Origin of the sequence: Pseudoduganella violacea, from assembly GCF_014191875.1 — a bacterium.
Lineage (GTDB): Bacteria > Pseudomonadota > Gammaproteobacteria > Burkholderiales > Burkholderiaceae_D > Rugamonas > Rugamonas violacea_A.
Window position 1 is genome coordinate 367002 of sequence record NZ_JACHXD010000004.1, and the last position, 26679, is coordinate 393680.

The window sequence follows — 26679 nt, forward strand, 5'->3', positions numbered from 1 at the left end:
CCTCGTGAGCCGATGCGTCCTGGGAATTTGCCTGTTTTATCTGGCGCCCTTTGTTGATGTTTATATAAAGCTTGTGAAAATAAATACAAAAGACTACGCGAAAAAAAAGCCTGCGGTGTGGGCCGCAGGCTTTGGTGTCTTGCTTGGTGCTTGATGCTTATGCCGCCATGCGTACACTTCCCCTGCAACCGTCCATCAGGAAGGATAGGCCGACCACTAGCACCAGCTCGCCCTCTGCCGAGCGCGCCGTACCGGTAATGCCTTCCACCGCCAGCGCGGTCATCGGCTTGATCACGAGGTCGGCGGTGCCGTCCACGGCTTCCACGGCCAGGATGTAAGGTTGCGGCGAATTGACCACGATGCCGACGCGCTCCGAACCGAGTTCGTAGCCCAAGGCGCCGGCCAGCGAACGCACCGGCAGCGGACGGCCCTGGTCTTTCAGCACCGGCGCGCCGCCCACTTCCATGAAGGTTTCCGGCAGTTCGACCACGCGCTGCACCACGGCCATCGGCAGCGCCAGCAAGGCGCCCGAGGTCGACACCAGCATGGTCGGCACGATCGACAGCTCGATCGGCAGGCGGATGGCGAACTTGGTGCCCTTGCCCAGCGCCGAATCGATGTGGATGGCGCCGCGGTTTTTCTCGACGGCGGTCTTCACCACGTCCATGCCGACGCCGCGGCCGGAGACGGAAGACGCCACTTCCTTGGTCGAGAAGCCGGGCAGGAAGACCAGCTGGTAGGACTCTTCGTCGCTCAGGTTGGCGGTCGGCGAGATCAGGCCTTTTTCGGCCGCCTTCTTGCGCAGGCCGACCGGGTCCATGCCCTTGCCGTCGTCCTGCAGCACGATCATGACGCTATTGGCTTCCTGCCAGGCTTTGAGCGAGATGAAGGCCTTGGCCGGCTTGCCGGCGGCCAGGCGCACGTCCGGCGCTTCGACACCGTGGTCGAGCGCGTTGCGCAGCATGTGCACCAGCGGGTCGTACAGGCTGTCCACCACCACGCGGTCGACTTCGGTCTCCGCGCCCTCGATGGTCAGCTCGACTTCCTTGCCCAGGTCTTTCGCCAGCTCGCGCACCAGGCGCGGGAATTTCTGGAACAGGCGGCCCACCGGCTGCATGCGGGTGGCCAGGGTGGCGCGCTGCAGTTCGGTGGAATAGCGCGAGGCGCGTTCCAGGGTCTCGGTCAGGGCCGACATCAGGGAGGCGGCCTGGCCTTCGAACTTGAACTGCTGCAGGCGTTCCAGCAGCACGGCGGCCTGGTTGGCGGCCTGCACCGATTCGCCGGCCACTTCCAGCAGCGCGTCGAGCTTGACGGCGTCGATGCGGATGCTTTCTTCCTTGGCCGGCGGGGCGTGCGGTTTTTCTTCGCGGGCCGGGGCTTCGCGCTTGGCGATGGCGGCGGCCGGTGCGGCTTCGGCGGCGGCCGGGGCGACCGCTTCAGCGGCCACGGGCGCGGCGGCAGCGGCCGGCGCGGCGGAGCGGGTGTAGCTGCCGGGCGGCATCACCGCCTCGTACATGCCTTCCCAGTCCAGGCCATCGGCCGAGGCCGGGGCGGCGGGCGCGGCAGCCGGCGCGGCAGCGGGAGGAGTCGGCGCGGTGGCCACGGGCGCTGGCGCCGGGGCGGCGGCCTTGGCCGGGGCTTCGCTCTTGCCTTCGATGGCGTCCTTCAGGATCGCTTCCAAGTCGCCCGGCATGCCGCCCAGGCTTTCCGGCGCGGCGCCGTTGTTCAGTTCGGCCAGCTGGTCGGCCACGAAGCCGGACGCTTGCAGCGCCGCCTCGATCGACAGCGGCGTGACCGGCGCGGCGCCGGTGCGCAGCGCGTCGAACAGGTTCTCGGTCAGGTGGCAGGCCGACACCAGGGCGCCCAGGTTCATGAAACCGGCGCCGCCCTTGATGGTGTGGAAGGAGCGGAAAACCGCGTTCAGTGTTTCTTTATTGTCAGGGTCACGTTCGAGGCGCAGCAGGTGCTCCTCGACGTTGACTGCCAAGTCCATCGCCTCAACGACGAACTCCTTCAGCATATCGTCCATTAGAATCCCAGATCGGCAAGCAGATCATCGACACTGTCCTGGCTCAGGGCCACCGTCGGAGCCGACGGGCCTGTCATCAGGGACACCTCTTTTTGCGCAATCTTCTCGCGCACCTCTACTGGCGCATTGTCGCGCAGCAGCTGGGCCAGTTCCGCTTCCACCGTCTTGGTGATGACCACGACCTTCTTGATCAGCTGGCCGGTGATGTCCTGGAAGTCCTGGGCCATCATGATTTCCAGCAGACGGGCTTTTTCGGCCTCGGTGGCTTCGGATACGGCCTGGGCAAAAGCGCGCGAGTCGCCTGCCAGGGTTTTGAATTCGTCGATGCTGAGCTTGCCGGCGAACAGGTCGGCCCAGCGGTCTTCCATTTCCTTGGATTTTTTCGACAGCACGTCCTGGGCCGGCATGCCGTCGTCCAGGGTGTTGAGCACCTTGTTGGCGGCCTGTTCGGTCAAGCTGGCCACGTATTCCAGGCGGTCCTGGGCGTCGACGATCTGGGTCGACGCTTCGGTCAGGGCCTTGTCGTAGCCCAGCTCGCGCAGCGAATCGTGCAGCAGGCGCACGATGCCGCCCAGGCGCTCGAACATCGGCTTGTCGGCCGCGTGGCCCTCGGCCTCGCCGGCCGCTGCGGCCGCCGGCGCAGGCTCAGCGGCGGCGGCGTCGGGCGGTCGGGTCGAGGAAATTTCGTCGAACAGGCTTTCCAGGTCATCTTCAGCCGCTGCGGCAGGAGCCGGGGCCGGGGCCGGAGCAGGAGCGGCTGTGGCGCGTTGCGCGGACACTTCTTCAAATAAGGCGTCGAAATCATCAGCGGCGTCGGTCATAATTCCTGCTTCTCCATGTAAAAAATTGCTGCCTAAACTGCTGCCCGGCGCAATCGTAGATGACGCCTGGCAATATTACCGCATTTACGCGAGTGTAGCAGGGCGCGCCCCCCTTGTTCAATCTCCCTTAGGGAAAAGAAAGGCAAAGCCGCAGCGCGAACGCAAAAGCCGGACTTTCTGTTGTATTTGGGGATACTAGCATTGCTGCCCCTCGGCCGGCCACAAATCTATCCATGGCGACAACAAATGCGGCATAAATGTCGGCGGCCGCCCGCCCCTGTCGCTTCCTGGTGCTTTCTTGATCTACATCAAGTCTTTGCATCCAGACAATATGCAAAATCAGACTACAATGAAGTGGGAAGGGCTTTCACAAGGAGAGTGATATGTGCCGCAAAATCCTGATCACGACCGACGGTTCGGCCGTGTCCCGCATGACTGCCTGCGCCGGCGTCTCCTTCGCCCAGCAGATGGGCGCCGAGGCGCTGGTGCTGTTCGTCGCGCCCGAATACCAGTACCCGATCTATGTCGAAATCATTCCGCCCAGCTATCCCAGCGAGGAGGAATACCGCGCCGCGATGGAGCGCGCCGGCAGCGAGCATGTGCAACCCATCCTCGACGCCTGCGCCAAGAAGGCGGTGCGGGCCGAGGGCATGACCGCCTTTGCCGAGAGCGCCGCGCTGAAAATCATCGACGTGGCGGCGCGCCATGGCTGCGACCTGATCTTCATCGGCTCGCACGGGCGCAGCGGCTGGGGCCAGCTGCTGCTGGGCAGCGTCACCAACAAGGTGCTGTCGCATACGCGCATACCGGTCCTGGTGCACCGCCTGGTCAAGGAACCGCTGCCCGACTAGGGGCGGCCCATCCTTACAAAAAAAGCAAGCTCCCGCGGGAGTTCGTAGTAGTATTTTCCCTTTTTCCGCCAAAACCCATTGCCATGATCAGAATAGTCATCGCCGACGACCACACCATTATGCGCGAAGGCCTGAAGCGCATCCTCGACGGCGCCGAGGATATAGAAATCGTGGGCGAAGCCATCGACGGCTTCGAAGTGCTGAACCGCGTGCGCCAGGGCGGCTTCGACCTGCTACTGCTGGACTTGTCGATGCCGGGCCGCAGCGGCGTCGACCTGATCCGCCAGATCCGCAGCGAAGCGCCCAAGCTGGCCATCCTCATCCTCACCATGCACGAGGAGGAGCAGTACGCGGTGCGCGCCATCCGCGCCGGCGCCCAGGGGTATCTGACCAAGGAGAGCGCCGGCACGCAGCTGGTGGGCGCCATCCACAAGGTCGCCTCGGGCCGGCCCTACATCAGCACCGAAGTGGCCGAGCAGCTCGCGCTCAACATCATGACGCCCAACGAGAGCTTGCTGCACAAACAGTTGTCGGACCGCGAGTTCGAAGTGTTCTCGCTGCTGGTGGCCGGCAAGTCGATCACCGACATCGGCAACAGCCTGCACCTGAGCGTGAAAACCGTGAGCACGCACAAGACGCGCATCATGCAGAAGATGGGCATGGGCTCCTTGTCGGAGATGGTGCAGTATGCCGTGGCGCACCGGCTGCTGTCCCCATTCGGCAGCTAAGTCCGGTTCCGCCCGCGCGGCCGGACGCCCGTCCGGCCGCGCTTCCCGCCCCACTAGGAATACTCCTACCCGCCTGCGCCAGCTCCTACGCCATATTCAGCACCCGCTGATATCAATTGTCGGGTCGTGTTGGCATACTGAAACCAAGCTAAAGTTTCCAGTAGGCCATAGGCTTCTGGTCAGCGAACAAGAACACTTTCCGCCGCCCCAGGGCAGCGGTCCAAGTCCCGATTCAGCTTCATTGCCTTGCCGTGCTACAGGAGATAAGCATGTTCTCTACGCCCATGTCCGAGCTTCGCCCCGCCGTGTCGGCTTCATCCTCGATGGAAGCTGGCCGCCAGCGCCAAGGTCGGCTCTGGTCCAATATGAAGGAAGTCTGCGAGCTGCTGCATCTGCCCGCCATCAGCACGCTCAATGCGGAAGAGCTGCTGTTCCAGCATGTCCAATTCAAGACCGGACAGCGCATCCATACTATCGGCCAAAGCTTCGATACCCTGTACATCGTCAATTCGGGCTTCCTGAAAACCGTCCTCATCGACGAATTCGGCAATGAGCAAGTGCTGAGCTTCCCGATGAAGGGCGACCTGCTCGGCGTCGACGGCATCCATAGCCGCCACTACACCTCGGAGGCGGTGGCGCTGTCGGACTGCGACCTGATCCTGCTGCCCTTCAAGAAACTGACCGCGCTCAGCCGCGCGCACCTGGAACTGGAAAACATGCTGTACGGCGTGATGAGCCGCGAACTGGTGCGCGAGCAAGCCATGATCGGCATGCTGGGCGCGCTCAGCGCCGAAGCGCGCGTGGCGCGTTTCCTGGTCTCGCTGTCGGAGCGCTTTGCCCAGATGGGGTATTCGAGCAAGCTGTTCAACCTGCGCATGACGCGCCATGAAATCGGCAGCTACCTGGGCCTGACGCTGGAAACGGTCAGCCGCACGCTGTCGGCCTTCAATGAAATCGGCATGATCAGCGTCGACCAGCGCACCATCGGCATCAAGGACGCCGAAGCGCTGCGCTCGCTGCGCCGTCTGCCGCCCTCGCGCACGCGCGGCAAGAGCGTGCAGGCGCGCCTGCGCGCCACGGCGCGCGCCGAACCGGCCACCGCCGAACTGCCGGCCGAACCGCTGCTGGCCGCCTACTGATTTCCCCTGCATTACTCTCGTTTCACCCAGCGTTTGGCCCGCTTCGGCGGGCCTTTTTTTATCCCGTGCAAAAAAGTGACTTTCACATGTCAAAAAGCACTTGCATTTCTGGCAGCGGCAGCTAATAATGCAAATGCGAATCATTCTTATTTAAGGAAAAACTTCATGCACACCAGCCCATCGCCCGCCATCCGCCCGACCGTTGCCGCTCCCGCCGTTGCCCAACCGGTGCGCCGCCTGACCACCGCCGGCCTGATGCAGGACCAGCGCGAAGTCGAGATCGAACATGCCGGCCGCATCTACCGCTTGCGCATCACCCAGCTCAATAAACTGATTCTGACCGCTTAAATCCCCGACAGCCCCAGCCAGCCAAGCCATCCGCGCGCGCCAGCCACACCGACCCGAGGAGTGCCCCGATGGCCATCGACCGTACCGATCCGATTTTTCTCGCGCCTCAGAAAGGCCAGCATCCCGAACTGATGCTGTCCGCGGTGCTGCACCTGATGTCGCATTACACGTCCAGCGCCAATGACAGCGGCGCCTGCGTGAAGCTGGCGTCCGTCATCGAACGCCACCTCAAGGCCCTGGCCAGCCTGCCCGACCTGGCGCCCGTGCTGAGCGCCACCTGCCAGCAGCTGTCCGAACAGTGGGCCGCCGTGGTCGAGCGCTCCCTGCCCCCGCCCCAGCCGGCCAAGGAGGAATCGACCTTCCTCAGCCGCATCATGGCGCGCGGCCGCGGCAGCGCCCAAGCCGCCTGCTAAGCGGAGCCAGCGAGCATGTGCGATAAACACCAACTGCCAGCCGCGCCGGCCGAGGCCCAAACCTCGCGCCGCCGCCGCATCTGGGAACTGGGTCATACCTGCCACTGTCCGCTGGTGGGCGTGGGCCTGCCCTTGGCCGTCCTGCGCAAGCTGGTGGGCAAGATCACGGGCGGCAAGGTATTGGCCGACGATTACGAAATCCACGTCGGCACGGTCAGCGAATGCGGCACGCGCAACAAGCTGTCGGAAGCGGTGCAAAAAGAGTTGGAACGGCGCTACGCGGCCGTCTTGCTGCGTTTTCGCGCCGCCAAATGCACCGAGCAGCTCGCCGAGCTGTGGCGTGCCGCCGTCGCCAATGGCGATGTGGCGGGCGCCTTCTGGGCCGGCCTGACCCATCCGCGCTGCAGCACCGAGCTGGAAGAAAGAATGTGCCGCGACCTGCACATGATCCAGCACCAGGCGGGCGCCTGCGTGCGCGCCGACCTCAACCGCTTTAACAGCACCCTCGAAGAAAATACGCGCCAGGCGCGCGAAATCGTCCGTCTGCAGCAGCGCAGCGCCGCCGTGCAGCTGGAACGCACGGCCGAGCAGGAACAGCAGGCCAGCCAGCTGATGCAGCTGCGCGCCCAACTCGTGGGCCGCGACAGCATCATCGACTCGCTGCGCAGCGAACTGGAGCAGTTGCGCAGCTCGATTCCGGGCCTGGAAACGCGCGAACGCCTGGCCCAGCGCCTGAGCCAGACCGACGAACGCGAACGCGTACTGCGCAACCAGGTGGCTGAACTGCGCCGCGAGCTGAGCCTGGCGCAAGCCCAGTTGCAAGCCCAGGCCCAGGACGCCACGCTGAACGCCGCCCTGGCCGCCGACACGCCGCCGCAAGCGCCGCCCGTGGTCGAACACATCATGAAGATGCCGGTCAGCCTCAACGAGCGCAGCGTGCTGTGCGTGGGCGGGCGCAGCGGCAATGTCGCCACCTACCGCGCCCTGATCGAGCGCGTCGGCGCCCAGTTCGCCCACCACGACGGCGGGCTCGAAGACAATGCCAACAAGCTCGAAGCGAGCCTGGCCGCCGCCGACCTCGTCATCTGCCAAACCGGCTGCATCAGCCACAGCGCCTACTGGCGCGTGAAGGATTTCTGCAAACGCACCGGCAAACGCTGCGTCTTCATCGACAACCCCAGCATCTCCAGCCTGCAGCGCGGCCTCGAAGAACTCACTCCCTAAGCCCCCGCTCCAACAGCCGAGCCCGTGTCCGATTGGGGTCTGACCCCAAGGTGGACACGGGCTCGGCTGTTTGCTGGGGGTTTAGTAGACGTCGCGGCGGTAGCGGCTGGAGGCGGTCAGGGCGTCGAGGGCGGGACGGCCGAGGATGGTTTCGAGCGCCTTGTCGACGCCGGCGGCCATGCCGTCGAGGCTGCCGCAGACATAAATTGCGGCGCCATCGTCGACCCAGGCGCGCAACTCGTCGGCGTGGGCGGCCAACTGGTCTTGCACATAGCTGCGCTCGGCGTCGCGCGAATAGGCCAGGTTCAGACGCGGCAGCAGGCCGGCGCGCTGCCAGGCGTCCAACTCCTCGCTGTAGATGGCGTCGTGCTCGGCATTGCGTTCGCCGAACAGCAGCCAGTTGCGCGCTTGTCCGGCCAGGGCGCGCGCCTTGAGGTGGCCGCGCAGGCCGGCGATGCCGCTGCCGTTGCCGATCAGGATCAGCGGCCGGCCGGCATTGCCCTCCAGGCGGAAGCGCTTGTGCTGGCGCAGGCGCATCTGCACCGTGTCGCCGATTTCAGCCTGGCGGCACAGCCAGCCGGAGGCCATGCCGCAGCTGCCGTCTTCGTGCAGATGCAGGCGCACCACCAGGTGCACGCGGCCATCCTGCGGAATCGAGGCGATCGAGTATTCGCGCGCGCGCGCCGGATCGCCCGGCGCGGCAATCTGCACCAGATCGCCCGACTGCCAGTTCAAGGGCGCGTCAGTTGGCGCCTGCAATTCGAGGTGGTATAGCGGCGCGCCCACGCTGGCAGGATTGAGCAGGCGGCGCTCGGCCAGCAGCCAGCCGTCGAAGGCGGGCGCGCTCCAGTCGGGCGCGTCGCTGGTGCCGGCCAGATGGCTCAGTTGCTGGCGCCAGGCGGCAATCGCGGCCGGCGCGCTGCGGTCCACTTCGATACGCTCGAACAGGCTTTGCGCGCCTTGCTCCTGCAGCCATTGATCGAGGCTGCGGCCAAAGCCGCAATAGTGGCCGTAGCTGCGGTCGCCCAGCGCCAGCACGGCGTAGTGCAATTGCTTGAGCGGCACGGCGCCGCCCATCAGGCGGCCGGCAAAAGCGGCCGCCGCGTCGGGCGCATCGCCTTCGCCATAGGTGCTGACCAGGAACAGCGCGCGTTCCGCGCCCTGCAGCTCGGCCGCCGTCAGCTCGCCCAGCTCGGCCAGGCGCACGGTAATGCCGGCCAGGCCGAGCGTGTCGGCGGTCTGCCGCGCCAGTTCTTCGGCATTGCCGGTCTGGCTGGCGTAGGCGACTATCCAGCCGGGATTGCGCGCCGCCGCGGCCTTGGCGGCAGCCGCCGCCAGCCGCTTGCGGCGCACGCGCAGATACGGCAGCAGGCACACCAGGCCGTAGCCGAACACGCAGGCGGCGGTGAGCGCCAGCCTGCCGGGATCATTGGTAAGGATCATTCTTCTTCCAGCATTGCACGGAAATGGCTGCTCATATATTCGCGCAGCCCTTCCCCTTCGCGCGCCACAAAGCGCACCGCCAGGCCCCGGCTTTCGGCCAGCGCCAGTCCGTCCTTCAGCCCCAGCACCGTCAGCGCGGTGGACCAGGCATCGGCCGCCATGCAGTGCGCATGCACCACGCTGACGGAAGCCAGACTGTTTTCTATCGGTGCGCCCGAGCGCGGGTCTATCGTATGCGAGTAGCGCTGGCCGCCCTGCTGGAAGAAGCGGCGGTAGTCGCCCGAGGTGGCGATCGCCAGCCCATGCAGGGCGACGACAATCGGCGCCACGCCAAGCGCGTCCTGCACTGCGGCACCCACCTGTTCCAGCGCCACCCACCAGGGTTGGCCGTCCGGCTTGACGCCGGCGCCGCGCAATTCGCCGCCCACTTCCACCAGATAATGGCGGATGCCCAGGGCTTCCAGATACTGCGCCAGGCGATCCACGCCATAGCCCTTGGCCACGGCCGACAGGTCGAGCTGGACGCCGCCCGGCTGCCACGCGGCGCGCGAAGCCTGGTCCAGCTTCACGCCCTGGCCGGCGCGCTGCGCCAGCACGGCCTGCACCTGGAATGGCGCGGGCGGCGCGAAATCGTCGTCCTTGAAACGGGAACCGGGGCCGAAGCCCCACAGATTGACCAGCGCCCCGGCGCAGGGATCGTAAGCCCCGCCGGAATCGCGCGCCACGTTCATGGCAAAGGACAGCACGTCAAAGAAGGCCGCAGGCAAGGCCTGCCAGCTGCCCGCCGCGGCACGGTTGAAGCGGCCCAGGTCGGAGTCCGCTTCCCAGTGGCTCATTTCGGCCACCACCGCGTCGAGCTGCCGCTGCAAGCCTTCCTGCAGCGGCGCGGACGCGCCCTGCTCCACCAGCCGCACCGACCAGCTGGTGCCCATGCTGGCGCCGCCGAATTCGCGCAAGACGCCGTCGGCGGGCGCCGGGTCGGGGGAGATATGGTGAGGCAGGAGAACCCGGCGCATCGCTACTCTTGTTTTGGCGGGGAAGCGCCGCTTACTGCGGCAGCACTTCCACCGTGGCCGCGTAGGTCACGCGGCGCGCCGGCATCTGCGGCGCCTGGCCCGCTACCGCAGGCGCGGCAGCCGGCCAGCTGGCGTTCACCATATACATGCCCGCTGCCGGGATGGTGAAGGTGATTTCGCCTTTGGCGTCGGTGTTCTGGCGGATCTCGCCCAGCGTGCCGCGATAGCGCACGCCGCCCGGCACCAGGCTGAAGCCCAGGTTGGCCGCCGGCTTGCCGTCCAGCAGGAAGCGCCAGGTGGCCTTCTCGCCGGCGCGCATATCGTTCGGGTGCGTCACCGGCACCAGTTCCAGGCCGGTGCCGGTCGGCTTGAACACCGCCTCGTCGGTCGAATTGGCGCTGACGAAGGTTTCCAGGCGCGCGTTGGTGCGCGTGGTTTTCAGCTCGTCGGCATTGGCCGGCACTTCCTTGGCGAAGGCTTCTTCCGAACCGCGCCAGCGCTTGACTTCACCGTTGACCTTCCAGCTGGCCGTCACGTTTTGCGACACCAGGGCGATCTTGTAGGTGCCCGGCTTGGCCATCTTCACGTCGAAGGTCGAGCGCAGGCGGCCGGTGCTGGCGTTTTCCAGCGGCACGCGGGCGCCGTCCGGAGCGAGCACGAAGATGCCGTCCAGTTTCAGCGGCACGTGGTCGATGTCGAACAGGCCTTCGGAGATGGCGGCATCCACCGTCACCCACGGTTCCTTCGCTTCCACCAGGGAGGACGACGGCACCATCCAGGCGCGGTGCGCCTGGGCGCCGAAAGCGGCGCCGGCCAGGGCCAGCGCGATCAGGGTCTTAGTCAGTTTCATCTGCGCCTCTTATGGTTTGACCAGCACGGATACGGCACCCAGTTCTTCCTTGCCCTTGCCGGCAAAGTTCTGCGCCGATTTCGGCGGCCACGCCACCGGCACTTTCACCAGCTCGCGGCCACCGGCTTCGCGCGCCGCTTCCACCACCAGCTGGTATTGGCCGGCCGGCAGCTTGTTGATCGCTTCCTGGGCGACCGGGAAGCTCAGGGTATGCTCGCCCGGCGCGCGCGTGGCGCCGCTCACGCCGTCCAGCGGCATGGCGACGTCGCGGCCGCTCTTGCGCCACCACTGGCGCATGTCCTTCAGCCACTTGGTGCCGGCATTGTCCTTCTTCTTGGTGTCGTACAGCACGGCCAGGTTGGCGACCACTTTCTGGTCGGCGTTTTCCAGCCAGGCGGCGACGTAAGGACGGTGGTACTCCGCCACGTTCAGTTGGGGAATTTCAAATTTGAGCGACAGGTCGGCAGCCATGGCCGTGGCGCTGACCAGGGGAAGACTGAGCGCGATGGAGTAGCGTAATTTCATGGTGGTCCTTAATGAATAAACAGCAGGGCTATAACAAATGGTATCAGCACGCCCAGTCCGACCATGGGCCAGGTGAAGGGACGGTTGGTGGCGTGGAATTTCAGAATCAGCAAACCGGTAATGCAGAACACCAGGCAGGTGGCGGCGAAGATGTCGATGAACCAGTTCCAGGCGGCGCCGGTATTGCGCCCCTTGTGCACGTCGTTAAGCCAGGAGATCCAGCCGCGGTCGGTGTTTTCGAATTCGGCCGCGCCATCCTCGAAGCCGATGCGCACCCAGGCGTCGCCGCCCGCCTTCGGCAGCGGCAGATAGACTTCGTCGGCCGACCATTCGGCGCTGCGCCCGCCCGCCTTGAGCGACCAGGTGTCGAGCAGCCAGCGTTCGGCCGCTTCGGGCAAGGGGGCTTTTTCGCCGTCATGTTCCGCGCCGAAGGTCTTGAGCTGGGCCAGCAGCGGCGCCGGCGCGCTGGCCTGTTTGCGCACCACGCTGGGCTTGGCTTCGATCTGGGAGGCGTGGTTCAACGTGATGCCGGTGATACTGAACAGGAACATGCCCAGCAGGCAAAGCGCGGAGCTGATCCAATGCCACTGGTGTAAATGCCGCAACCAGACGGCGCGGCTGGCTTGACGGGCTGCCGCGGGGACTTGCATGGGACCGCTCACTTTGCACTTTCCTTCAAATTAACTGACATGAACACTAAATGATAATGATTATCATTTGCGGAGTCAATGTAGGCTGGACAACCGTTACATTACGATACTTTTGCCGCAACAGATGTAGCTTGATACATGAAAGTTACCTTGATAATGCAACTGAGAAGCATTATCATCTACGCTCTTAAAAATATTCAGCCAGCCAGCTCCAGTTGCAGACCGAAGCCGCCAGCCACACCACGTCACCTGGAGAATCCCTTGTCCCATATCCGCAGCCGCAAGCATACGCTTGCAGCTCAGCCCCTGCTGAGCCAATCCCTGTTTGCCCTGGCCGCCGTCGGCCTGCCGCTGGCCGCCCAGGCCCAGAGCCCCGAGAAAACCCTGTCGGAAGTCAAGGTTGAGGCCAAAGCCAATGCCGAAGCGCCGTACAAGGTCGAAAAAGTCTCCTCGCCCAAGCTGACCCAGCCCCTGCTCGACACCACCCAGACCATTACCGTCATCAAAAAGGACGTGATCCAGGAACAAGGCGCCTCCTCCATCGTCGAAGCGCTGCGCAACACCCCCGGCATCACCCTGCAACTGGGCGAAAACGGCAACACCAGCGCCGGCGACACCTTCCAGATGCGCGGCTTCGCGGCGCAAAGCTCGATCTTCGTCGACGGCATCCGCGACCTGGGCGCCGTCACGCGCGACGCCTTCAATGTGGAACAAGTGGAAGTGGCGAAAGGCCCGGCCGGCGCCGATATCGGCCGCGGCGCCGCTTCCGGCTACGTCAACCTGGTCACCAAGCTGCCCTCGCGCGAAGACGCGACCAGCGCCACCCTGGGTTACGACAGCGGCGAAACCAAGCGCGGCACCATCGATCTGAACCGCCGCTTCGGCGACTCGGGCGCCTTCCGCATCAACGCCATGGTCCAGGATGGCGGCGTCATGGGCCGCAAGGTGATCCAGAAGAAGAGCCATGCGCTGGCCCCGTCCATCGCCTGGGGTCTGGGCGGCGGCACCCGCCTCTACCTGTACTCGCAACACGTGCGCCAGGACAATACGCCGGATGGCGGCACCCCGGCCGTGGGCGTGCCCAGCTACTATCAGACCGACGAGCGCCTGCGCACCGCGCCGCGCGTGGACCGCAACAACTTCTACGGCTACGCCAGCGATTTCGCCAAGGTCGACGCCGATATGGTCACGGCCAAGATCGAGCATGAACTGGGCGGCAAAACCACGCTGACCAATACCACGCGCTACGGCAAGACCAAGATGGACCGCATCCTGACCGGCGTGCACTCGGTCACCACCAGCAAGACCGTGAAAGTCGACGGCAAGGACGTGGTCGTGCCGCTGGCCCAGGCCGACTGGAGCGTGATGCGCATCCGCCAGAGCGTGCTGCAGGAAAACGAAATCATGGGTAACACCACCAATATCGTCAGCGAATTCAATACCGGCGCCATCGGCCACACCCTGTCCACCGGCTTCGAACTGCTGTCGGAAGAACAATTCGCCCCGGTACGCGGCGGCCTCGGCACCGCCGGCAACGCCAATCTGTACCAACCTAACCGCGACGACGCCCTGCCCGGCTACGCCCCGGCCCTGACCGGCGCCTTCACCAAGGGCCGCACCCGCACCGCCGCCGTATACGCCTTCGACACCATCAAGCTGAACGCCCAATGGCAGCTGAATGGCGGCCTGCGCGTCGAACGCTACAACACCGAAACCACGGGCGCCACCGTGCAAGCCGCGTCCGTCCCGCAAACCATTCCGGTCGGCACCCTGGTCGGTTCCCGCCTGGAAAAATCGGGCAAGCTGGTGAGCTGGAAAGCGGGCGCGCTGTACAAGCCGGCCGAGAACGGCAGCATCTACCTGTCCTTCGCCAATTCGCAGACGCCGCCGGGCAGCGCCAACTTCTCGCTGGCCGCCTCCGCCGGTTCCGTCGCCAATCCGAATATGGCGCCGCAGAAAACCAGCAATGCCGAACTGGGCACCAAGTGGGATGTGCTGGAGAAGAAACTGGCCCTGACCGCCGCCGTCTACCGCAGCGAGAACAAGAACGAGCTGACCTTGGAAGACGCGGTCAGCCACACCTGGTCCCAGCTCGGCAAGCGCCGCGTGGAAGGCGTGGAACTGGGCGCCGTCGGCCAGATCACGCCGAACTGGAACATCACGGCCGGCATCGCCACCATGAATTCCAAGATCATCGAAGGCACCACCGGCGGCAACGCGGCCGGCGTGGCCACGCGCTGGACCCCGGATCTGACCGCCACGCTGTGGAGCACCTACAAGCTGGGCGAGCAGTTCACCTTCGGCGGCGGCATGCGCTACTCCTCCGAGCAAAAGCGCAATGTCGATCCGAAGACCCCGGTGATCGCCGGCACCCAAGGCATCCCATCCTACTTCGTGGCCGACGCCATGTTCAGCTACAAGGTCAACAAGAACGTCAGCCTCCAGTTCAACGTCTACAACCTGTTCGACAAGTTCTACCTCGAATCGCTGAACAGTGGCGGCAGCCGCGTCGTCCTGGGCGCCCGCCGCTCCGGCCAGGTCAGCGCCAACTTCACCTTCTAAGCCCTCGGGTTTGCGCTAAATCAAAGAATGTCCCACCCTGGTGTCAGGCACTGGGGTGGGACATTTTTTGCGCTAGATCAAAGGGGCTTAGACGCCGGAGCTGGCGTCGGGGCCGGGGGCGCCGCCTTCGCTGCCGGGGGGCTCGCCGCCCTGGCGCGAACCGGGGTTGAGCGTGCTCTGGCGGTTGCCGGGCAGGGGCTTGTTGACGGGGCGGACTTCGAGGTCGGCCACGTCGCCGATCAGGTCCACATTGCCGATTTCGGGATGTTCCGTATCAACCAGCACAAAATTTTGGCTGGACTTGTCCTGTTGGGAATTCATATTGCCTCCTTGCAGCAGGCTGTAGGGGGATAGCGGGGACTGCGCGCCGTGCGCGCGCCGGTCCCCGTTTTTCATGGGTGGAGCGGGATGCTCCAGGTGACGCGACCGGCTTACGCCTTGTCGCCGCTGCGGTTGCCGCCTTGCTGGCTGGCCAGATTTTCCTGTCCCTGTAACTTGTCGGCCGTGTCGGCGCTCTGCTCATTGCGGTTGCCGCCGCTGCGGCTGCCGGCCGCTGCGCTCTGGCGGTTGCCGTCGTTTTTGTGGCTCATCGCGCCGGCGCGGCGCGCCTCTTCCGGCGTGAACTCGTGGGCCGTACCTTTTTCGTGCGCGGCGCGGCCGCCCGCCGAGGCGATATCGCGCTGGCGTTGCGGGTCCATGGAGGCGAAGCCGCGCGTGCTGGTGTCACCGCTCTGCTTGCTGCCTGTCTTATTGCCCTGCCGGTTTCCCTGATTCGTCGAAGCCATGATACTTCTCCTGATCTATAAAGGAGGGCCTATAGTAGTGCATGCCCTTGAGGGAAAGTATAGGACGCCCGCAAGAGCAACTGTAGGAAGAATCTGTGTACCGGTTTCAAATCTTTAGCGATTTTTCCTTACATTCCCACGATCAACTTTCTATCGGGAAAACAAGATCATCTGCCGTCAAGAAAATCCGCTCCCCCGGCAGCGGTGTAACCACATGGCCGCCGGTAAATGCACCGAATGAGGGCAAGATCATGCGTGCCGCCCCCTGCAGGAAACAGGGCAGCCGCAAGTGCTCCCAGGCGGAGCGCAGCACAAACACCGGATGCACATGGCCCGCCAGCACATAGCCCGGCGCCGCTGTATCGGGATGGTGACAGAAGGCGAAGGGGCCGATGCTGTAAGGCTCGTCCACCACGCCAATGCGCAGCGAGGACGCGGGATCGCCGGCATGGCGGTCATGATTGCCGCGTACCAGCAACAGTTCCAGCTCCGCATGGCGTGCGCGCCACGCTTGCATGGCCTGCAAAGTTGCCCTGGCATGGGCCGCTTTCGCATGCAGAAAGTCGCCAAGAAAGACGATGCGCTGCACCGCATGCGCGGCCAGCAAGGCATCCAGCGCCTGCAGATTTTGCGTGGTGGTGCCGCGCGGTACGGGAATGCCTTGTGCGCGGAAGCTGGCCGCCTTGCCGAAGTGGATGTCGGCCACGGCCAGGGTGCGCTGGCGCGGCCAGTACAGGGCTTTTTGCGCCAGCAGCAGCACGCTCTCCCCGGCCAGCTCGATGGCGTGCGCGCTCATGGTCCGGCCGCCTTTTCCAGCTCGCGCAGCATGCGGGCGATGCGGTCGGACAGCTTTTCGGTGCTGAGCTTTTCGCGGAAGCGCTCCACCATCAACGCAAAGCCGAATGGGGTGGGACGCGCCGTCTCATGCCAGCTCACGGCGCGTTGCCGCAATTCGTCCAGCGTGACGCGCAGACGACCCAATTCCAGCTCTTGCTCCAGGACTTCGCGCTGCGCCTGCGTCAGCAGCAGATTGCCTGCATCGTGCTTGCGGAAGACTTCAAAGAACAGCGAGGAAGAGGCCTGCAACTGACGCTGGCTTTTCGGCTGCCCGGGATAGCCGCCGAACACCAGCCCCGCGATGCGCGCGATCTCGCGAAAGCGCCGCTGCGACAATTCGGCCGCGTTCAGGCTGGCCAACACGTCTTCCAGCAGGTGTTCGGACGAGAACAGCGCCACCTCGGCGCCATGGGGCAGATCGAAGTACTCGGCCCAGTCGCTGTCCGCATCGGCGCTCAGCAGTTCAAAGCCATAGTCATTGACGGCAATCGAAAAGCTGGCCGGCTTGCGCTGCCCCAGACGGTAGGCCAGCAAGGCCGCCAGTCCGATATGCACCGAGCGTCCGGCAAAGGGATAGATGAATACATGCCGCCCTTCGCGGCTGCGCAGGCTTTCGGCCAGCGTTTGTCCGGGCGTAGGCAGGGCCGACCAGCGCTGCTGGATCTCCAGCAGCGGACGGATGGCCCGCATCTCGGCGCTGGCGTATTCGCCTGTGGCGGCGCGCCGCAACTGCTCCAGCGCCGCATGCGCCAATTCCGAGGACAGGGGCATCTTGCCGCCTTGCCAGCGCGGCACGGCGCCACGGCTGCCGCTGGCGCGCCGCACATAGGCCGTCATCTCGTGCACGCGCACGAATTCGAGTATGCGGCCGCCAAACAGGAAATGGTCGCCTTGCTTCAAGCGCGAAATAAAGGACTCCTCGACACTGCCGATGCGGCTGCCGCGCAGGAATTTCACCTGGATGCTGGCGTCGGAGACGATGGTGCCGATGCTCATGCGGTGCCGCCGTCCGATGGCCTGGTCTGGGACGCGATACACGCCTTCCTCGTCCGGCAGCACGCGCCGGTACTCGGGATAGGCAATCAGGCTTTGTCCGCCGCGCGCCACGAAGTCCAGCGCCCACTGCCACTCCTCATCGCCCAGGGCGCGGTAGGACCAGGCGCCGCGCACCTCCTCCAGCAGCTCCTCGCTGCGGAAGCCGCCGCCCAAGGCCACCGTCACCAGGTGCTGAACCAGCACATCCAGCGGCTTGTCCGGCGCGCGCCGCGCTTCGATATCGCGCTCCTTGACCGCCTGGATCGCACCGGCCGCTTCCAGCAGCTCCAGGCTATGCGTGGGCACCAGGGTCAGGCGCGAAGAGCGTCCTGGCGCGTGGCCGGAGCGTCCCGCCCTTTGCAGCAGGCGCGCGATGCCTTTGGCGCTGCCGATCTGCAGCACACGTTCGACCGGCAGGAAGTCCACGCCCAGATCCAGGCTGGAAGTGCAGACCACCGCGCGCAGCCTGCCCTGTTTCAGGCCCAGTTCCACCCAGTCGCGCACCTCCTTATCCAGCGAACCGTGATGCAGGGCGATCAGGCCGGCCCAGTCGGGACGCGCGGCCAGCAGGTTCTGATACCACAGCTCGGCCTGAGAGCGGGTATTGCAGAACACCAGCGTGGCGCCATGGCCTGCGATTTCCCGCGCCACCGCTTCCAACATCTGCAAGCCCAGATGGCCGGCCCAGGGAAAGCGCGCCGGGTGCTCGGGAATCAAGGTATCGACCAGGATTTGCTTGCGCAGCGCGCCTTCGACCAGCACGCCATGCGCACCGCCCAGCAGCACGTCGCGGGCGCGTTCCAGATTGCCCAGCGTGGCCGACAAGCCCCACACCACAAGCTGCGGCTGCCAGCGGCGCAGGCGGGCCAGCGCCAACTGCACTTGCACGCCGCGCTTATTGCCCATCAGCTCATGCCACTCATCGACCACCACCATGTCGAGGCGCTCGAACTGGGAGCGCGCTGCATTCTGGCTCAGCATCAACGACAGGCTTTCCGGCGTGGTGATGAGCACCTCCGGCAGCTGCCTGGCCTGGCGCGCCCGCGCCGCCGACGAGGTATCGCCGGTGCGCGACTCGATGCGCCAGTCCGGCGCCAGCATTGCGGACGACTCCTGCAAGGCGCGCAGGGTATCGGCGGCCAGCGCGCGCATGGGCGTCAGCCACAAGAGGCGCAGGCCGCGTGGTGGCTTGCGCGCTGCCGGTGCTGCCGGTGCTGCCAATGCTGCCGCGCGCAGCAAGGCCGCGAACCAGACCGCATAGGTTTTGCCGGCCCCGGTGCTGGCATGCAGCAGGCCGGATTGTCCCTCCTGCGCCGCCTGCCAGACCTCGCGCTGAAAAGGAAAAACCTGCCAGCCGCGCGCGGCGAACCAGGCTTCAAGCGGGGGCAGGAAACGGCTGTTCACGCGGCACCTTGCGCCAGCAAGCCTTGCAGCACGCCGAGCGTATCGGCATCCTCGATGGCCTTGTCTTCGCGGCGGCGCAAAATGCGCGGGAAGCGCACGGCGATGCCGGACTTGTGGCGCGGAGAAAGCGCAATGCCCTCAAAGCCGATTTCGAACACCATGGTCGGCCGCACGCTGCGCACCGGACCGAATTTTTCTATCGTGGTGCTGCGGATGGCTTTATCCACCTGCGCGATTTCGGCGTCGCTCAAGCCGGAATAGGCTTTGGCAAATGGCACCAGCTTGCGCTCGCCGTCCTTCCCATCCCAGACGGCAAAGGTGTAGTCAGTGTAGAGCGAGGCGCGCCGGCCATGGCCGGTCTGGGCGTAGATCAGCACCGCGTCCACGCTGTAGGGATCGATTTTCCACTTCCACCAAGTGCCCACATCCTTCACACGGCCCACCCCATATTGCGCATCGATGGCCTTCAGCATCATGCCTTCAACGCCACGCGCACGCGACTCGGCGCGGATGCGCGCCAACTCTTCCCAGCTTTCGGCCCGGATCAACGGCGACAAACGCCAGTGTGCCGCTGGCCGCTCGCGCAACAACGTCTCCAGCCGCGCGCGCCGTTCCGCCTGCGGCAGGCGGCGCAGATCGCGGCCATTCTGCTCCAGCAGATCGTAGGCCACCAGCATGGCCGGCAGCTCGGCCAGCAGGCGCGTGGACAGGGTCTTGCGGCCGATGCGTTTTTGCAGATCGGCGAAGGAGGCGGGAACGTCGCCCTCGCGCCAGACCAGGATTTCGCCATCGACCACCGTGCCGTCCGGCAGCGGCAGCGCGGCCAGTTCAGGGAAGCGGTCGGTGATCAAGTCTTCGCCACGCGACCATAGCCAGCTTTGGCCGCCGCGCCGCACCAGTTGGGCGCGCATGCCGTCGTATTTCCATTCGGCCTGCCACTGGTGCAGATCGCCCAGCGTGGCGGGCGCCGTTTGCAGCGGGTGGGCCAGGAAGAAGGGATAGGGTTGGCCGCCCGTTTGCCCTGCCCCTTCCTGCGGCGCGGCGCTGAGCAGATTCTGGAAGCCCTGCGCCGTGGGCTTGACGCTGCCATCGGTCCAGCCCATCAGGCGCTGCGCCATCAGCTTGTTGTCCAGATTGGCCAGGGTGCTGAGCGCGCGCGTCACCAGCAGGCGCGAGACGCCGACGCGGAAGCCGCCGCCGATCAGCTTAAGCAGCAGGAAGCGCTCGCGTGTTTCGAGTTCGTCCCAATAACGGAACAGCGCCTCGCGGATCACACCGGGCGGCGCGCCGCGCAAGGGCGCGATACGGCCTTCGACCCATTCGGCCAGGCCGGCATCGCTGCGCTGCCGCGGCGCCGGCAGAATGTGGGCGATGGTCTCGGCCAGATCACCGACGGCGTGATAGCACTCGTCGAACAGCCATTCATCCAGTCCCGCGTATTCGGTGGCGTACTGGCGCAGGAGTTTGAGCGGCACGGCCTGGCGCGGCTTGCCGCCCGCAAGGAAGTAGACGGCCCAGGCGGCGTTCTCCGGCGGCGCGCTGCGAAAGTAGGCAATCAGCGCTTCCAGCTTGCGGCTGGTGGAGGTGGTCTCATCCAGCTCGGCGTACAGGGCGGCGAACTCACGCATCGCGCTCTCCCGCTGCCGCCGTGGCCAGGCCCGCGCCCTCGCCGGCCAGCGCATCGGCGGCGGCGTCTTCGGCCTCGTCGTCGCCGTATTCCGTGTCGAAAGCATGGGCATCGAAACCATTCTGGTTCAGCCAGCGCACCATGACCGGGATCGAACCGTGGGTGACGATCACACGCTGCGCGCCGCTGGCATGGATGGCCTGCATCAACCCTGGCCAGTCGGCGTGGTCGGACAGCACGAAGCCGCGATCCACGCCGCGCCGCCGGCGCGCGCCACGCAGCAGCATCCAGCCGCTGGCAAAAGCATCGCTGAAATCGCCGAAGCGCCGTATCCAGGGCGAGCCGGCGGCCGACGGCGGCGCAATCACGATGGCGCGCGCCAGGTCGGCCTTCTCCACTTCATGCACCATCCGCGTTGGCGGCAGCGCCACGCCGCCCGCGCGGTAGACGCGGTTCAGCGCTTCCACCGCGCCATGGCAGACAATCGGCCCGGTGCCGGCATCGAGGCCGCTGAGAATGCGCTGCGCCTTGCCGAAGGAATAGCACAGCATCACGCTGCAGCGGCCGGCGGCGGCGTTCCTGCGCCACCAGGCATTGATCTGCGCGAAGGTTTCCTGCTGCGCTTCCCAGCGGTAGATGGGCAGGCCGAAAGTCGATTCGGTGATGAAGGTATGGCAGCGCACCGGCTCGAAGGGCGCGCAGGTGGCGTCGCTCTCGACCTTGTAATCGCCCGATGCGACCCAGACTTCGCCGCCGCATTCCATGCGCACCTGGGCCGATCCCAGCACATGGCCGGCCGGATGCAGCGAGATGCGTACGCCATTGTGGTCGATCTGTTCGCCGTATTCCAGGCCCTGCACGGCGATCTCGCCCAGGCGCGCCTTGAGCACGCCGACGCCGGGTACAGCCGCCAAATAGCGGCCATGGCCGAAGCGCGCATGATCGCTGTGGGCATGCGTGATGACGGCGCGCTCCACCGGCCGCCACGGGTCGATGTAAAAGCCGCCCGGCACGCAGAACAGGCCCTCCTTGCGCACGACCACCATATCGGACATGGCGCGTCCATCCTCCCCGTTAAAGAAAGGCGGCCGATGCCGGCATAGGCTCCACCCACTCACCCGGCAAAGGCTGCACCTGCGGCGGCGCGAGGCAGTTGTCGCACACGCCGCAGCGTTCGACGCCGGCCGTCTCGTCGCCAAAATAATCGAGCAGCAGCTTCCAGCGGCAATAGCCGCTTTGCGCATAGCCTACCATTTGTTCCAGCGCGGCGCGGTCGCGCTCCTGTTTCTGCTCGTAGCCGGCGGCCAGCGCATCGAACAGCGCGGCTTTCGCCGCAGCCTTTCCGGCCAGATAGCAGAGCTGGCGGTTCTGCCGCAGCAGTTCCCCATCCTTGAGCAGTTTGAGGCAAACCTTGAGACGCAGATCGCCCATCTCCGGCAAGGCCTGTTTCAGATCGGCCAAACGGCCGGGCGCCTGCCCCAGCACCGCCTCATGCACCTGGCGCAGCTCCGCCGCCGAGGGATACGAGCGTGCCAGGAAATACTGCTGCACACGCTTGTCTTCATGCAGATACAGCAGCATGCAGACGGCCGGCGCGCCATCGCGGCCGGCGCGGCCCGACTCCTGGTAGTAAGCTTCCAGCGTGGCAGGGATCTGCAGATGCAGCACGAATCGGATATCGGGCTTGTCGATGCCCATGCCGAAGGCATTGGTCGCCACCAGCACGCGGCAGGCGCCGTCCATGAAGGCTTGCTGGCTTTGGCGGCGTTCCACGGCGCGCAGCTTGCCATGGTAGCAGGCCACGCTTTCCCCGGCTTCGCGCAGCAGGGCATGGGCTTCCTCGGCCGCCTTGACAGTGGCGGCGTAGACGATGCCGGCGCCCGCCGTTTCGCGCACGATCTCCAGCGCCAGCGCCAGTTTTTCGCGCGGATTGGTGCTCTGGATCACGCGGTAATGCAGATTGCTGCGGTAAATGCCGGTATTGACCACGTGCAGGCTGGGCGCGTCGAGCTGGCGCGCAATATCGGCCACGACTTCCTCGGTGGCGGTCGCCGTCAAGGCCAGCACCGGCGGGCGCCCCAGGGCCGCGCGCGCCGCGCCGATCTCCAGATACGCGGGGCGAAAGTCATGCCCCCATTGCGAGATGCAATGCGCTTCATCCACCACCAGCAGGGCAACGTGCGTGCGCCGCAAGAGCTGCAGGAACTCCGGCGTGGCCAAGCGCTCCGGTGTGCAGAAGACGATGTCGCTGCGCCGGGCGCGGATGCTGTCGAGCGCCGCCTCTTCCTCGGCGCGCGCCAGGCTGCTGTTGAGCTGAGCCGCGTCCAGTCCCGTGTCCTGCAATTTATCGGTCTGGTCCTGCATCAGCGCGATCAGCGGCGAGACCACCACCACCGTCCCGTCCAGCATCGCGGCCGGCAACTGGTAGCACAGCGATTTACCGCTACCGGTCGGCATCAGGGCCAGGGTATCGCGGCCGGCCAGCACGCTATCGAGCACCGCCTGCTGCCCGGGGCGCAGGCGTTTCAGGCCAAACACCTCGCGCAGCAGGCGCTGGATATGGCCGGCAGTTTTGATCTCATCCGTTTTCATGCCCTCAATGTAGGCCGCGGCGCGGCGGCGCGCCATAGGACTCGGCGCGGTGCGCGCGTAGGAAAACGGCGGACATCGCCCGCTCAGCAGCGCGTCACAGCGGCATATCGAGTGCCGCCTGCAAGTCGGCCAGATCGTAGGGCTTGCGCAGCAGGCTGGCGCTGAAATCGAGCTGCTCCACCGCATCTTTGCCGTACCCGGTGGAGAAGATGATGCGGCGCGCGCAGCCGCCGCGCAGGGCGCGCCGCGCCAGTTCGATGCCGGATATGCCGGGCAGGCTGACATCGGTGAACAGGATGTCGAAGCCCTGTTCCTCCAGCAGCGTCCAGGCGCGCTCGCCGTCGCCGACGCCGGTCACGGTGTGGCCCAGCATGCCCACCAGCTCGCACACCATTTCCAGCGAATCGGGATTGTCTTCCACCACCAGCACGCGCAGCGAGCCGTGATGCGGCAGCACCGGCTGCGGCGGCAGCAGGCGGTCGCGGCTCTCCATCTCCTGCTGGCGGCGGCGCTGCTGCATGGCCTGGCTGCGCGCCTGCAGCACCTGGCGCAGCTTGCGCGCCAGGTCTTCGCGCTTGTACGGTTTGCTCAGCAGCTCGACCCCGGCATCCAGGCGGCCGCCATGCACGATGGCGTCCTGCGGATAACCGGAGGTAAACAGCACCGCCAGATCCGGCAGCTTTTCGCGCGCCAGCCGCGCCAGTTCCGTACTGCGCAGCGGACCAGGCATGACGACGTCGGTAAACAGCAGGTCGATAGCGGCATCGCCCTGCAAGACCTGCAAGGCGTCCTGCGCGTCCTCCGCCTGCAGCACGCGGTAGCCAAGGGCTTGCAGCATATCGACCACCACGCCGCGCACGCCGGCGTCGTCCTCCACCACCAGCACGGTTTCGCTGCCGCCGCTGACGGCGGGCGAAACCTCGGCCGCCTCCGGCGTTTCGGCCTGCATGCTGCGCGGCAGATAGATGCGCACCGTCGTGCCTTGGCCTGGCTCGCTGACGATCTTGATGTGGCCGCGGCTTTGCTTGACGAAGCCGTAGGCCATGGACAACCCCAGGCCCGTGCCCTCGCCTTCGGCCTTGGTGGTGAAGAAGGGTTCAAAGGCGCGCTCCAGCACCTCGGGCGCCATGCCGCAGCCGGTATCGCTGACCGACAGCAGCACGTACTGGCCCGACGCCACGTCCAGCAGATTGTTGACGTAGTACTCGTCCAGCACCGCATTGCCCAGTTCAATGGTCAGGCGGCCGGCGCCGGCCATGGCGTCGCGCGCATTGATGGCCAGGTTGAGGATCACGTTCTCGATCTGGCCCGGATCGACCAGCGTATTCCACAAGCCGCTGCCGCCGATGGTGACGATGTCGATGGCCTCGCCCAGGGCGCGCCGCAGCAGTTCATCCATATTCGTCACCAGCCGGCCCAGGTCGGCCACCACCGGCTGCAAGGGCTGGCGGCGGGCAAAGGCCAGCAGCTGCGAGGACAGCTTGGCGCCGCGCTCCACCGCCGCCACGGCCATGGCCAGGCGCTTGCGCGCCAGCGCATCGCCGTCCAGCTGCTGCGACAGCATCTGCAGGCTACCCGAAATGATCTGCAGCACGTTGTTGAAGTCATGCGCCACGCCGCCCGTGAGCTGGCCCACCGCCTCCATCTTCTGCGACTGGCGCAGCGCCGCCTCGGCCTTGTCGCGCTCCGCGATTTCGCGGCCGACGCGCTGTTCCAGCGTGTCGTTCAGATCGCGCAGCGCCACTTCCACGCGGCGCCGTTCGGTGATGTCGGTCTTGACGGCGATCAGGGCCAGGGGCTGGCCTTGCTCGTCATCGAGGCGGCTCATGCAGCTGGAAATCCAGACCCAGCTCTCGTCCGGCTTGCGGTAACGCTTTTCCAGCGTGAAGGGCGTGCCGTCGGCCACCAGGCGCGCCACGCGCCGCCGGTTCTCGTTCATATCGTCGGGATGGATGATGTCGTCCATATGCAGGACCAGCAGCTCGTCGCGCCCGCGGCCCAGCATCTGGCACAGCGCGCCGTTGACGCGGCGGAAGCGGCCATCGAGCGTCAGCTCCGCCAGGCCCACCGAAGCTTGGCCGAAGATGGCCGCCATCCGGTCCTGGCTGGTGCGCAAGGCTTGCTCGGCCTGTTTGCGGTCGCTGATTTCCACCACGGTGCCCAGCACGCCGCCCACCTGGCCGCCATCGCGCACCGGGCTGTAATACAGGTCGAGCCAGACATCTTCCGGCACGCCGTTGCGTTCCAGGACCAGGTGGGCGCCGCGATGCTCGCGCGGCTCGCCGCGAAAACCCGCCTCCAGCACCGCCTGGTTCCAATCCCACACCTCGGGCCAGATCAGCGGCACCGAGCCGCCCAGCGCCGCCGGGTGGCGGCCGCCCGCGACGATCGCATAGGCATCGTTATAAATCATGATGTGATCCGGTCCCCACATCAGCACCATGGCAATGGGTGAATTGAGCACCAGCTCCACTGTGCTGCGCAAGCCCGCCGGCCACTGCGCCATCGGTCCCAGGCTGGTGGCCGCCCAGTCGAAATCGCGCACCAGCTGGCCGCAGGCGCCGCCGCCCACGGGCCGCCAGCCCTGCGGCGCCGTCTGTTCGCCACGTCCGGCCGCCAGCGCGCCGGCCATCTGCCCGCTCATGCGCGCCTGCATCCGGCCGCTCATGCGGCCGCCTCCGCAACCTGGCGGCGCGGCAAGCTGACGGTGAACACGGTCTGGCCCAGGGCCGCATCGGAGGCGACGCCGATATCGCCGCCGTGGGCGCGCGCGAACATGCTGGCGGTGTACAGGCCCAAGCCCAACCCCTGGCCGGAGCGGCGGTTCTCGGCGCTCTGGAACGGTTCGAAGAGATGCGCCAGGCGCGCGGCCTCGATCACGCCCTGGTTGTGCACCGCGAGACGAATCGTCCCGACCGCGCTGCCGTCGATGAGCAGCTGCACCGGGTGATCCGGTTCACCATGCAGCAGCGCATTGCCGATCAGGTTGGACATGATCTGCGAGCACATGCCGGCATCAATGCAAGCCTGGGTATCGCCCTGGCTGGCGATGCGCACCCGCACCGGCTTATCGGGCGGATGGAACTCGTCGGCGATGGCACGGCACAAGGCTTCCACATCCTGCGGCTTGGCGTTGAGCTGCAACTGGCCGGAACGGATGCGCGCCAGGTCGAGCAGCTGGTCCACCATCTGCGCCATGCGCCGCGCGCTGCTCTGGATGCGCTGCGCCGTCACGGCTACCTTGGGGTGGTCGGTCATCAGCGGCAGCAGCATGGCGCCGTTCATCACCACCGACAGCGGCGTGCGCAGGTCGTGGCCCAGCACGGCGGTGAACATCTCGTTCAGGCGCAGCGCGCGTTCCAGCTCGGCCATCTGCTGCGCCATCTGGCGCTTTTGCTGATACAGCTCGACAAAGACATTCACCTTGCTCAGCAAGGCCTGGTTGTCGATCGGCTTGAACATGAAATCGACCGCGCCCGCCTCGTAGCCGCGGAAGCTGTAACCCGCTTCGCGCGTGGCGGCGGTCAGGAAAATCAGGGGAATGGCGCGGGTGCGCTCACTGCCGCGTATCAGCTCGGCCAGCTCGAAGCCGTCCATGCCGGGCATCTGCACATCGACCAGGGCCAGCGCCACCTCGTGCACCAGCAGCAGTTCCAGCGCCTGCGGGCCGGAAGCCGCCTTCAGCACCACCACGCCCGGCCGCGTCAGCAGGGCCTCGACCGCCAGCAGATTGGCCTCGGTATCGTCGACAAGCAGGATATGGATGGGGGGGACGGGGGCGCTCACTTTACAGCTCTTCA

The 26679-nt window shown here is 65.9% G+C and carries 23 protein-coding genes; 7 read left to right on the forward strand and 16 right to left on the reverse strand.

What is annotated here, in order from left to right; genetic code table 11:
- Window positions 1-157: 157 nt before the first annotated feature.
- Window positions 158-2029 carry a chemotaxis protein CheA gene (locus FHS03_RS10075; RefSeq protein ID WP_183440841.1) on the reverse strand — a complete coding sequence of 624 codons (1872 nt, stop codon included), beginning with the start codon at window positions 2027-2029 and terminating at the stop codon, window positions 158-160.
- Complete coding sequence (locus FHS03_RS10080; RefSeq protein ID WP_183440842.1) at window positions 2029-2850, reverse strand: protein phosphatase CheZ; 822 nt, start codon at window positions 2848-2850, stop codon at window positions 2029-2031. The genes FHS03_RS10075 and FHS03_RS10080 overlap by 1 nt, the downstream gene beginning before the upstream one ends.
- 383 nt (window positions 2851-3233) lie before the next feature.
- On the opposite strand from FHS03_RS10080, the gene FHS03_RS10085 reads away from it, so the two are divergent.
- The 6 genes from FHS03_RS10085 (at window position 3234) to FHS03_RS10110 (ending at window position 7553) form a co-directional block, all read left to right on the forward strand.
- Entirely contained in the window at window positions 3234-3701 is a 468-nt protein-coding gene (locus FHS03_RS10085; RefSeq protein WP_183440843.1) for a universal stress protein, read from the forward strand.
- Window positions 3702-3784: 83 nt separating this feature from the next.
- Complete coding sequence (locus FHS03_RS10090; RefSeq protein WP_050412086.1) at window positions 3785-4429, forward strand: response regulator; 645 nt, start codon at window positions 3785-3787, stop codon at window positions 4427-4429.
- 323 nt (window positions 4430-4752) lie between these two features.
- Window positions 4753-5568, forward strand: coding sequence for a helix-turn-helix domain-containing protein (locus tag FHS03_RS10095; RefSeq protein ID WP_183440895.1), 816 nt, complete (start codon window positions 4753-4755; stop codon window positions 5566-5568).
- A 165-nt stretch (window positions 5569-5733) separates the two neighbouring features.
- Window positions 5734-5916: a hemin uptake protein HemP gene (gene hemP, locus FHS03_RS10100; protein WP_176346825.1), complete on the forward strand. Its 183-nt coding sequence runs from the start codon at window positions 5734-5736 to the stop codon at window positions 5914-5916.
- Between the two features lie 68 nt (window positions 5917-5984).
- The gene (locus tag FHS03_RS10105) at window positions 5985-6329 is read left to right on the forward strand and encodes a hypothetical protein (protein ID WP_183440844.1); all 345 of its coding nucleotides are present in this window, start codon (window positions 5985-5987) and stop codon (window positions 6327-6329) included.
- A 15-nt stretch (window positions 6330-6344) separates the two neighbouring features.
- Complete coding sequence (locus tag FHS03_RS10110; RefSeq protein WP_183440845.1) at window positions 6345-7553, forward strand: DUF2325 domain-containing protein; 1209 nt, start codon at window positions 6345-6347, stop codon at window positions 7551-7553.
- A gap of 81 nt (window positions 7554-7634) precedes the next feature.
- On the opposite strand, the gene FHS03_RS10115 is transcribed toward FHS03_RS10110, so the two are convergent.
- From FHS03_RS10115 to FHS03_RS10135, 5 genes are read right to left on the reverse strand one after another with little or no spacing between them, the layout of a single operon-like run.
- Window positions 7635-8996, reverse strand: coding sequence for a sulfite reductase subunit alpha (locus tag FHS03_RS10115; RefSeq protein WP_183440846.1), 1362 nt, complete (start codon window positions 8994-8996; stop codon window positions 7635-7637).
- Window positions 8993-10012 (reverse strand): FAD:protein FMN transferase, encoded by a 1020-nt coding sequence (locus FHS03_RS10120; protein ID WP_183440847.1) that lies wholly within the window; start codon window positions 10010-10012, stop codon window positions 8993-8995. The genes FHS03_RS10115 and FHS03_RS10120 overlap by 4 nt, the downstream gene beginning before the upstream one ends.
- A 31-nt stretch (window positions 10013-10043) precedes the next feature.
- On the reverse strand, window positions 10044-10862 hold the full coding sequence (locus tag FHS03_RS10125; protein ID WP_183440848.1) for a DUF4198 domain-containing protein: 819 nt from the start codon (window positions 10860-10862) through the stop codon (window positions 10044-10046).
- Window positions 10863-10871: 9 nt separating this feature from the next.
- Window positions 10872-11387 (reverse strand): DUF2271 domain-containing protein, encoded by a 516-nt coding sequence (locus FHS03_RS10130; protein ID WP_050412078.1) that lies wholly within the window; start codon window positions 11385-11387, stop codon window positions 10872-10874.
- Window positions 11388-11395: 8 nt separating this feature from the next.
- A complete protein-coding gene (locus tag FHS03_RS10135) occupies window positions 11396-12037 on the reverse strand; it encodes a PepSY-associated TM helix domain-containing protein (RefSeq protein WP_183440849.1) in 642 nt (213 codons plus the stop codon).
- A 261-nt stretch (window positions 12038-12298) separates the two neighbouring features.
- On the opposite strand from FHS03_RS10135, the gene FHS03_RS10140 reads away from it, so the two are divergent.
- The gene (locus FHS03_RS10140) at window positions 12299-14599 is read left to right on the forward strand and encodes a catecholate siderophore receptor Fiu (protein ID WP_183440850.1); all 2301 of its coding nucleotides are present in this window, start codon (window positions 12299-12301) and stop codon (window positions 14597-14599) included.
- An 87-nt stretch (window positions 14600-14686) separates the two neighbouring features.
- On the opposite strand, the gene FHS03_RS10145 is transcribed toward FHS03_RS10140, so the two are convergent.
- The 9 genes from FHS03_RS10145 to FHS03_RS10185 all read right to left on the reverse strand — a co-directional run bounded on the left by FHS03_RS10145 (window position 14687) and on the right by FHS03_RS10185 (window position 26665).
- Entirely contained in the window at window positions 14687-14920 is a 234-nt protein-coding gene (locus tag FHS03_RS10145; RefSeq protein ID WP_183440851.1) for a hypothetical protein, read from the reverse strand.
- Between the two features lie 110 nt (window positions 14921-15030).
- Window positions 15031-15384: a KGG domain-containing protein gene (locus tag FHS03_RS10150; protein WP_183440852.1), complete on the reverse strand. Its 354-nt coding sequence runs from the start codon at window positions 15382-15384 to the stop codon at window positions 15031-15033.
- Window positions 15385-15526: 142 nt separating this feature from the next.
- A complete protein-coding gene (gene pdeM, locus FHS03_RS10155; protein WP_183440853.1) occupies window positions 15527-16180 on the reverse strand; it encodes a ligase-associated DNA damage response endonuclease PdeM in 654 nt (217 codons plus the stop codon).
- Window positions 16177-18660 carry a ligase-associated DNA damage response DEXH box helicase gene (locus tag FHS03_RS10160; protein ID WP_183440854.1) on the reverse strand — a complete coding sequence of 828 codons (2484 nt, stop codon included), beginning with the start codon at window positions 18658-18660 and terminating at the stop codon, window positions 16177-16179. Before FHS03_RS10160 ends, pdeM begins: the two co-directional genes overlap by 4 nt.
- The gene (locus tag FHS03_RS10165; protein WP_183440855.1) at window positions 18657-20288 is read right to left on the reverse strand and encodes an ATP-dependent DNA ligase; all 1632 of its coding nucleotides are present in this window, start codon (window positions 20286-20288) and stop codon (window positions 18657-18659) included. Before FHS03_RS10165 ends, FHS03_RS10160 begins: the two co-directional genes overlap by 4 nt.
- Window positions 20281-21342: a ligase-associated DNA damage response exonuclease gene (locus tag FHS03_RS10170; RefSeq protein ID WP_183440856.1), complete on the reverse strand. Its 1062-nt coding sequence runs from the start codon at window positions 21340-21342 to the stop codon at window positions 20281-20283. Before FHS03_RS10170 ends, FHS03_RS10165 begins: the two co-directional genes overlap by 8 nt.
- Before the next feature lie 19 nt (window positions 21343-21361).
- Complete coding sequence (locus FHS03_RS10175) at window positions 21362-22879, reverse strand: RecQ family ATP-dependent DNA helicase (protein WP_183440857.1); 1518 nt, start codon at window positions 22877-22879, stop codon at window positions 21362-21364.
- Between the two features lie 94 nt (window positions 22880-22973).
- Complete coding sequence (locus FHS03_RS10180; RefSeq protein ID WP_229426140.1) at window positions 22974-25547, reverse strand: hybrid sensor histidine kinase/response regulator; 2574 nt, start codon at window positions 25545-25547, stop codon at window positions 22974-22976.
- A complete protein-coding gene (locus tag FHS03_RS10185; RefSeq protein WP_371871644.1) occupies window positions 25544-26665 on the reverse strand; it encodes a hybrid sensor histidine kinase/response regulator in 1122 nt (373 codons plus the stop codon). Before FHS03_RS10185 ends, FHS03_RS10180 begins: the two co-directional genes overlap by 4 nt.
- Window positions 26666-26679 lie beyond the last annotated feature (14 nt).

What these genes read in the sequence shown, in the direction of transcription:
- FHS03_RS10075 (WP_183440841.1), bottom strand. Translation starts at nt 2,029, where the DNA reads ATGGACGATATGCTGAAGGAGTTCGTCGTTGAGGCGATGGACTTGGCA.
- FHS03_RS10110 (WP_183440845.1), top strand. Translation starts at nt 6,345, where the DNA reads ATGTGCGATAAACACCAACTGCCAGCCGCGCCGGCCGAGGCCCAAACC.
- FHS03_RS10165 (WP_183440855.1), bottom strand. Translation starts at nt 20,288, where the DNA reads ATGCGTGAGTTCGCCGCCCTGTACGCCGAGCTGGATGAGACCACCTCC.
- FHS03_RS10150 (WP_183440852.1), bottom strand. Translation starts at nt 15,384, where the DNA reads ATGGCTTCGACGAATCAGGGAAACCGGCAGGGCAATAAGACAGGCAGC.
- FHS03_RS10115 (WP_183440846.1), bottom strand. Translation starts at nt 8,996, where the DNA reads ATGATCCTTACCAATGATCCCGGCAGGCTGGCGCTCACCGCCGCCTGC.
- FHS03_RS10175 (WP_183440857.1), bottom strand. Translation starts at nt 22,879, where the DNA reads ATGAAAACGGATGAGATCAAAACTGCCGGCCATATCCAGCGCCTGCTG.
- FHS03_RS10180 (WP_229426140.1), bottom strand. Translation starts at nt 25,547, where the DNA reads ATGAGCGGCCGGATGCAGGCGCGCATGAGCGGGCAGATGGCCGGCGCG.
- FHS03_RS10135 (WP_183440849.1), bottom strand. Translation starts at nt 12,037, where the DNA reads ATGCAAGTCCCCGCGGCAGCCCGTCAAGCCAGCCGCGCCGTCTGGTTG.
- FHS03_RS10105 (WP_183440844.1), top strand. Translation starts at nt 5,985, where the DNA reads ATGGCCATCGACCGTACCGATCCGATTTTTCTCGCGCCTCAGAAAGGC.
- FHS03_RS10085 (WP_183440843.1), top strand. Translation starts at nt 3,234, where the DNA reads ATGTGCCGCAAAATCCTGATCACGACCGACGGTTCGGCCGTGTCCCGC.
- FHS03_RS10120 (WP_183440847.1), bottom strand. Translation starts at nt 10,012, where the DNA reads ATGCGCCGGGTTCTCCTGCCTCACCATATCTCCCCCGACCCGGCGCCC.
- hemP (WP_176346825.1), top strand. Translation starts at nt 5,734, where the DNA reads ATGCACACCAGCCCATCGCCCGCCATCCGCCCGACCGTTGCCGCTCCC.
- FHS03_RS10130 (WP_050412078.1), bottom strand. Translation starts at nt 11,387, where the DNA reads ATGAAATTACGCTACTCCATCGCGCTCAGTCTTCCCCTGGTCAGCGCC.
- FHS03_RS10090 (WP_050412086.1), top strand. Translation starts at nt 3,785, where the DNA reads ATGATCAGAATAGTCATCGCCGACGACCACACCATTATGCGCGAAGGC.
- FHS03_RS10095 (WP_183440895.1), top strand. Translation starts at nt 4,753, where the DNA reads ATGGAAGCTGGCCGCCAGCGCCAAGGTCGGCTCTGGTCCAATATGAAG.
- FHS03_RS10080 (WP_183440842.1), bottom strand. Translation starts at nt 2,850, where the DNA reads ATGACCGACGCCGCTGATGATTTCGACGCCTTATTTGAAGAAGTGTCC.
- FHS03_RS10125 (WP_183440848.1), bottom strand. Translation starts at nt 10,862, where the DNA reads ATGAAACTGACTAAGACCCTGATCGCGCTGGCCCTGGCCGGCGCCGCT.
- FHS03_RS10170 (WP_183440856.1), bottom strand. Translation starts at nt 21,342, where the DNA reads ATGTCCGATATGGTGGTCGTGCGCAAGGAGGGCCTGTTCTGCGTGCCG.
- pdeM (WP_183440853.1), bottom strand. Translation starts at nt 16,180, where the DNA reads ATGAGCGCGCACGCCATCGAGCTGGCCGGGGAGAGCGTGCTGCTGCTG.
- FHS03_RS10145 (WP_183440851.1), bottom strand. Translation starts at nt 14,920, where the DNA reads ATGAATTCCCAACAGGACAAGTCCAGCCAAAATTTTGTGCTGGTTGAT.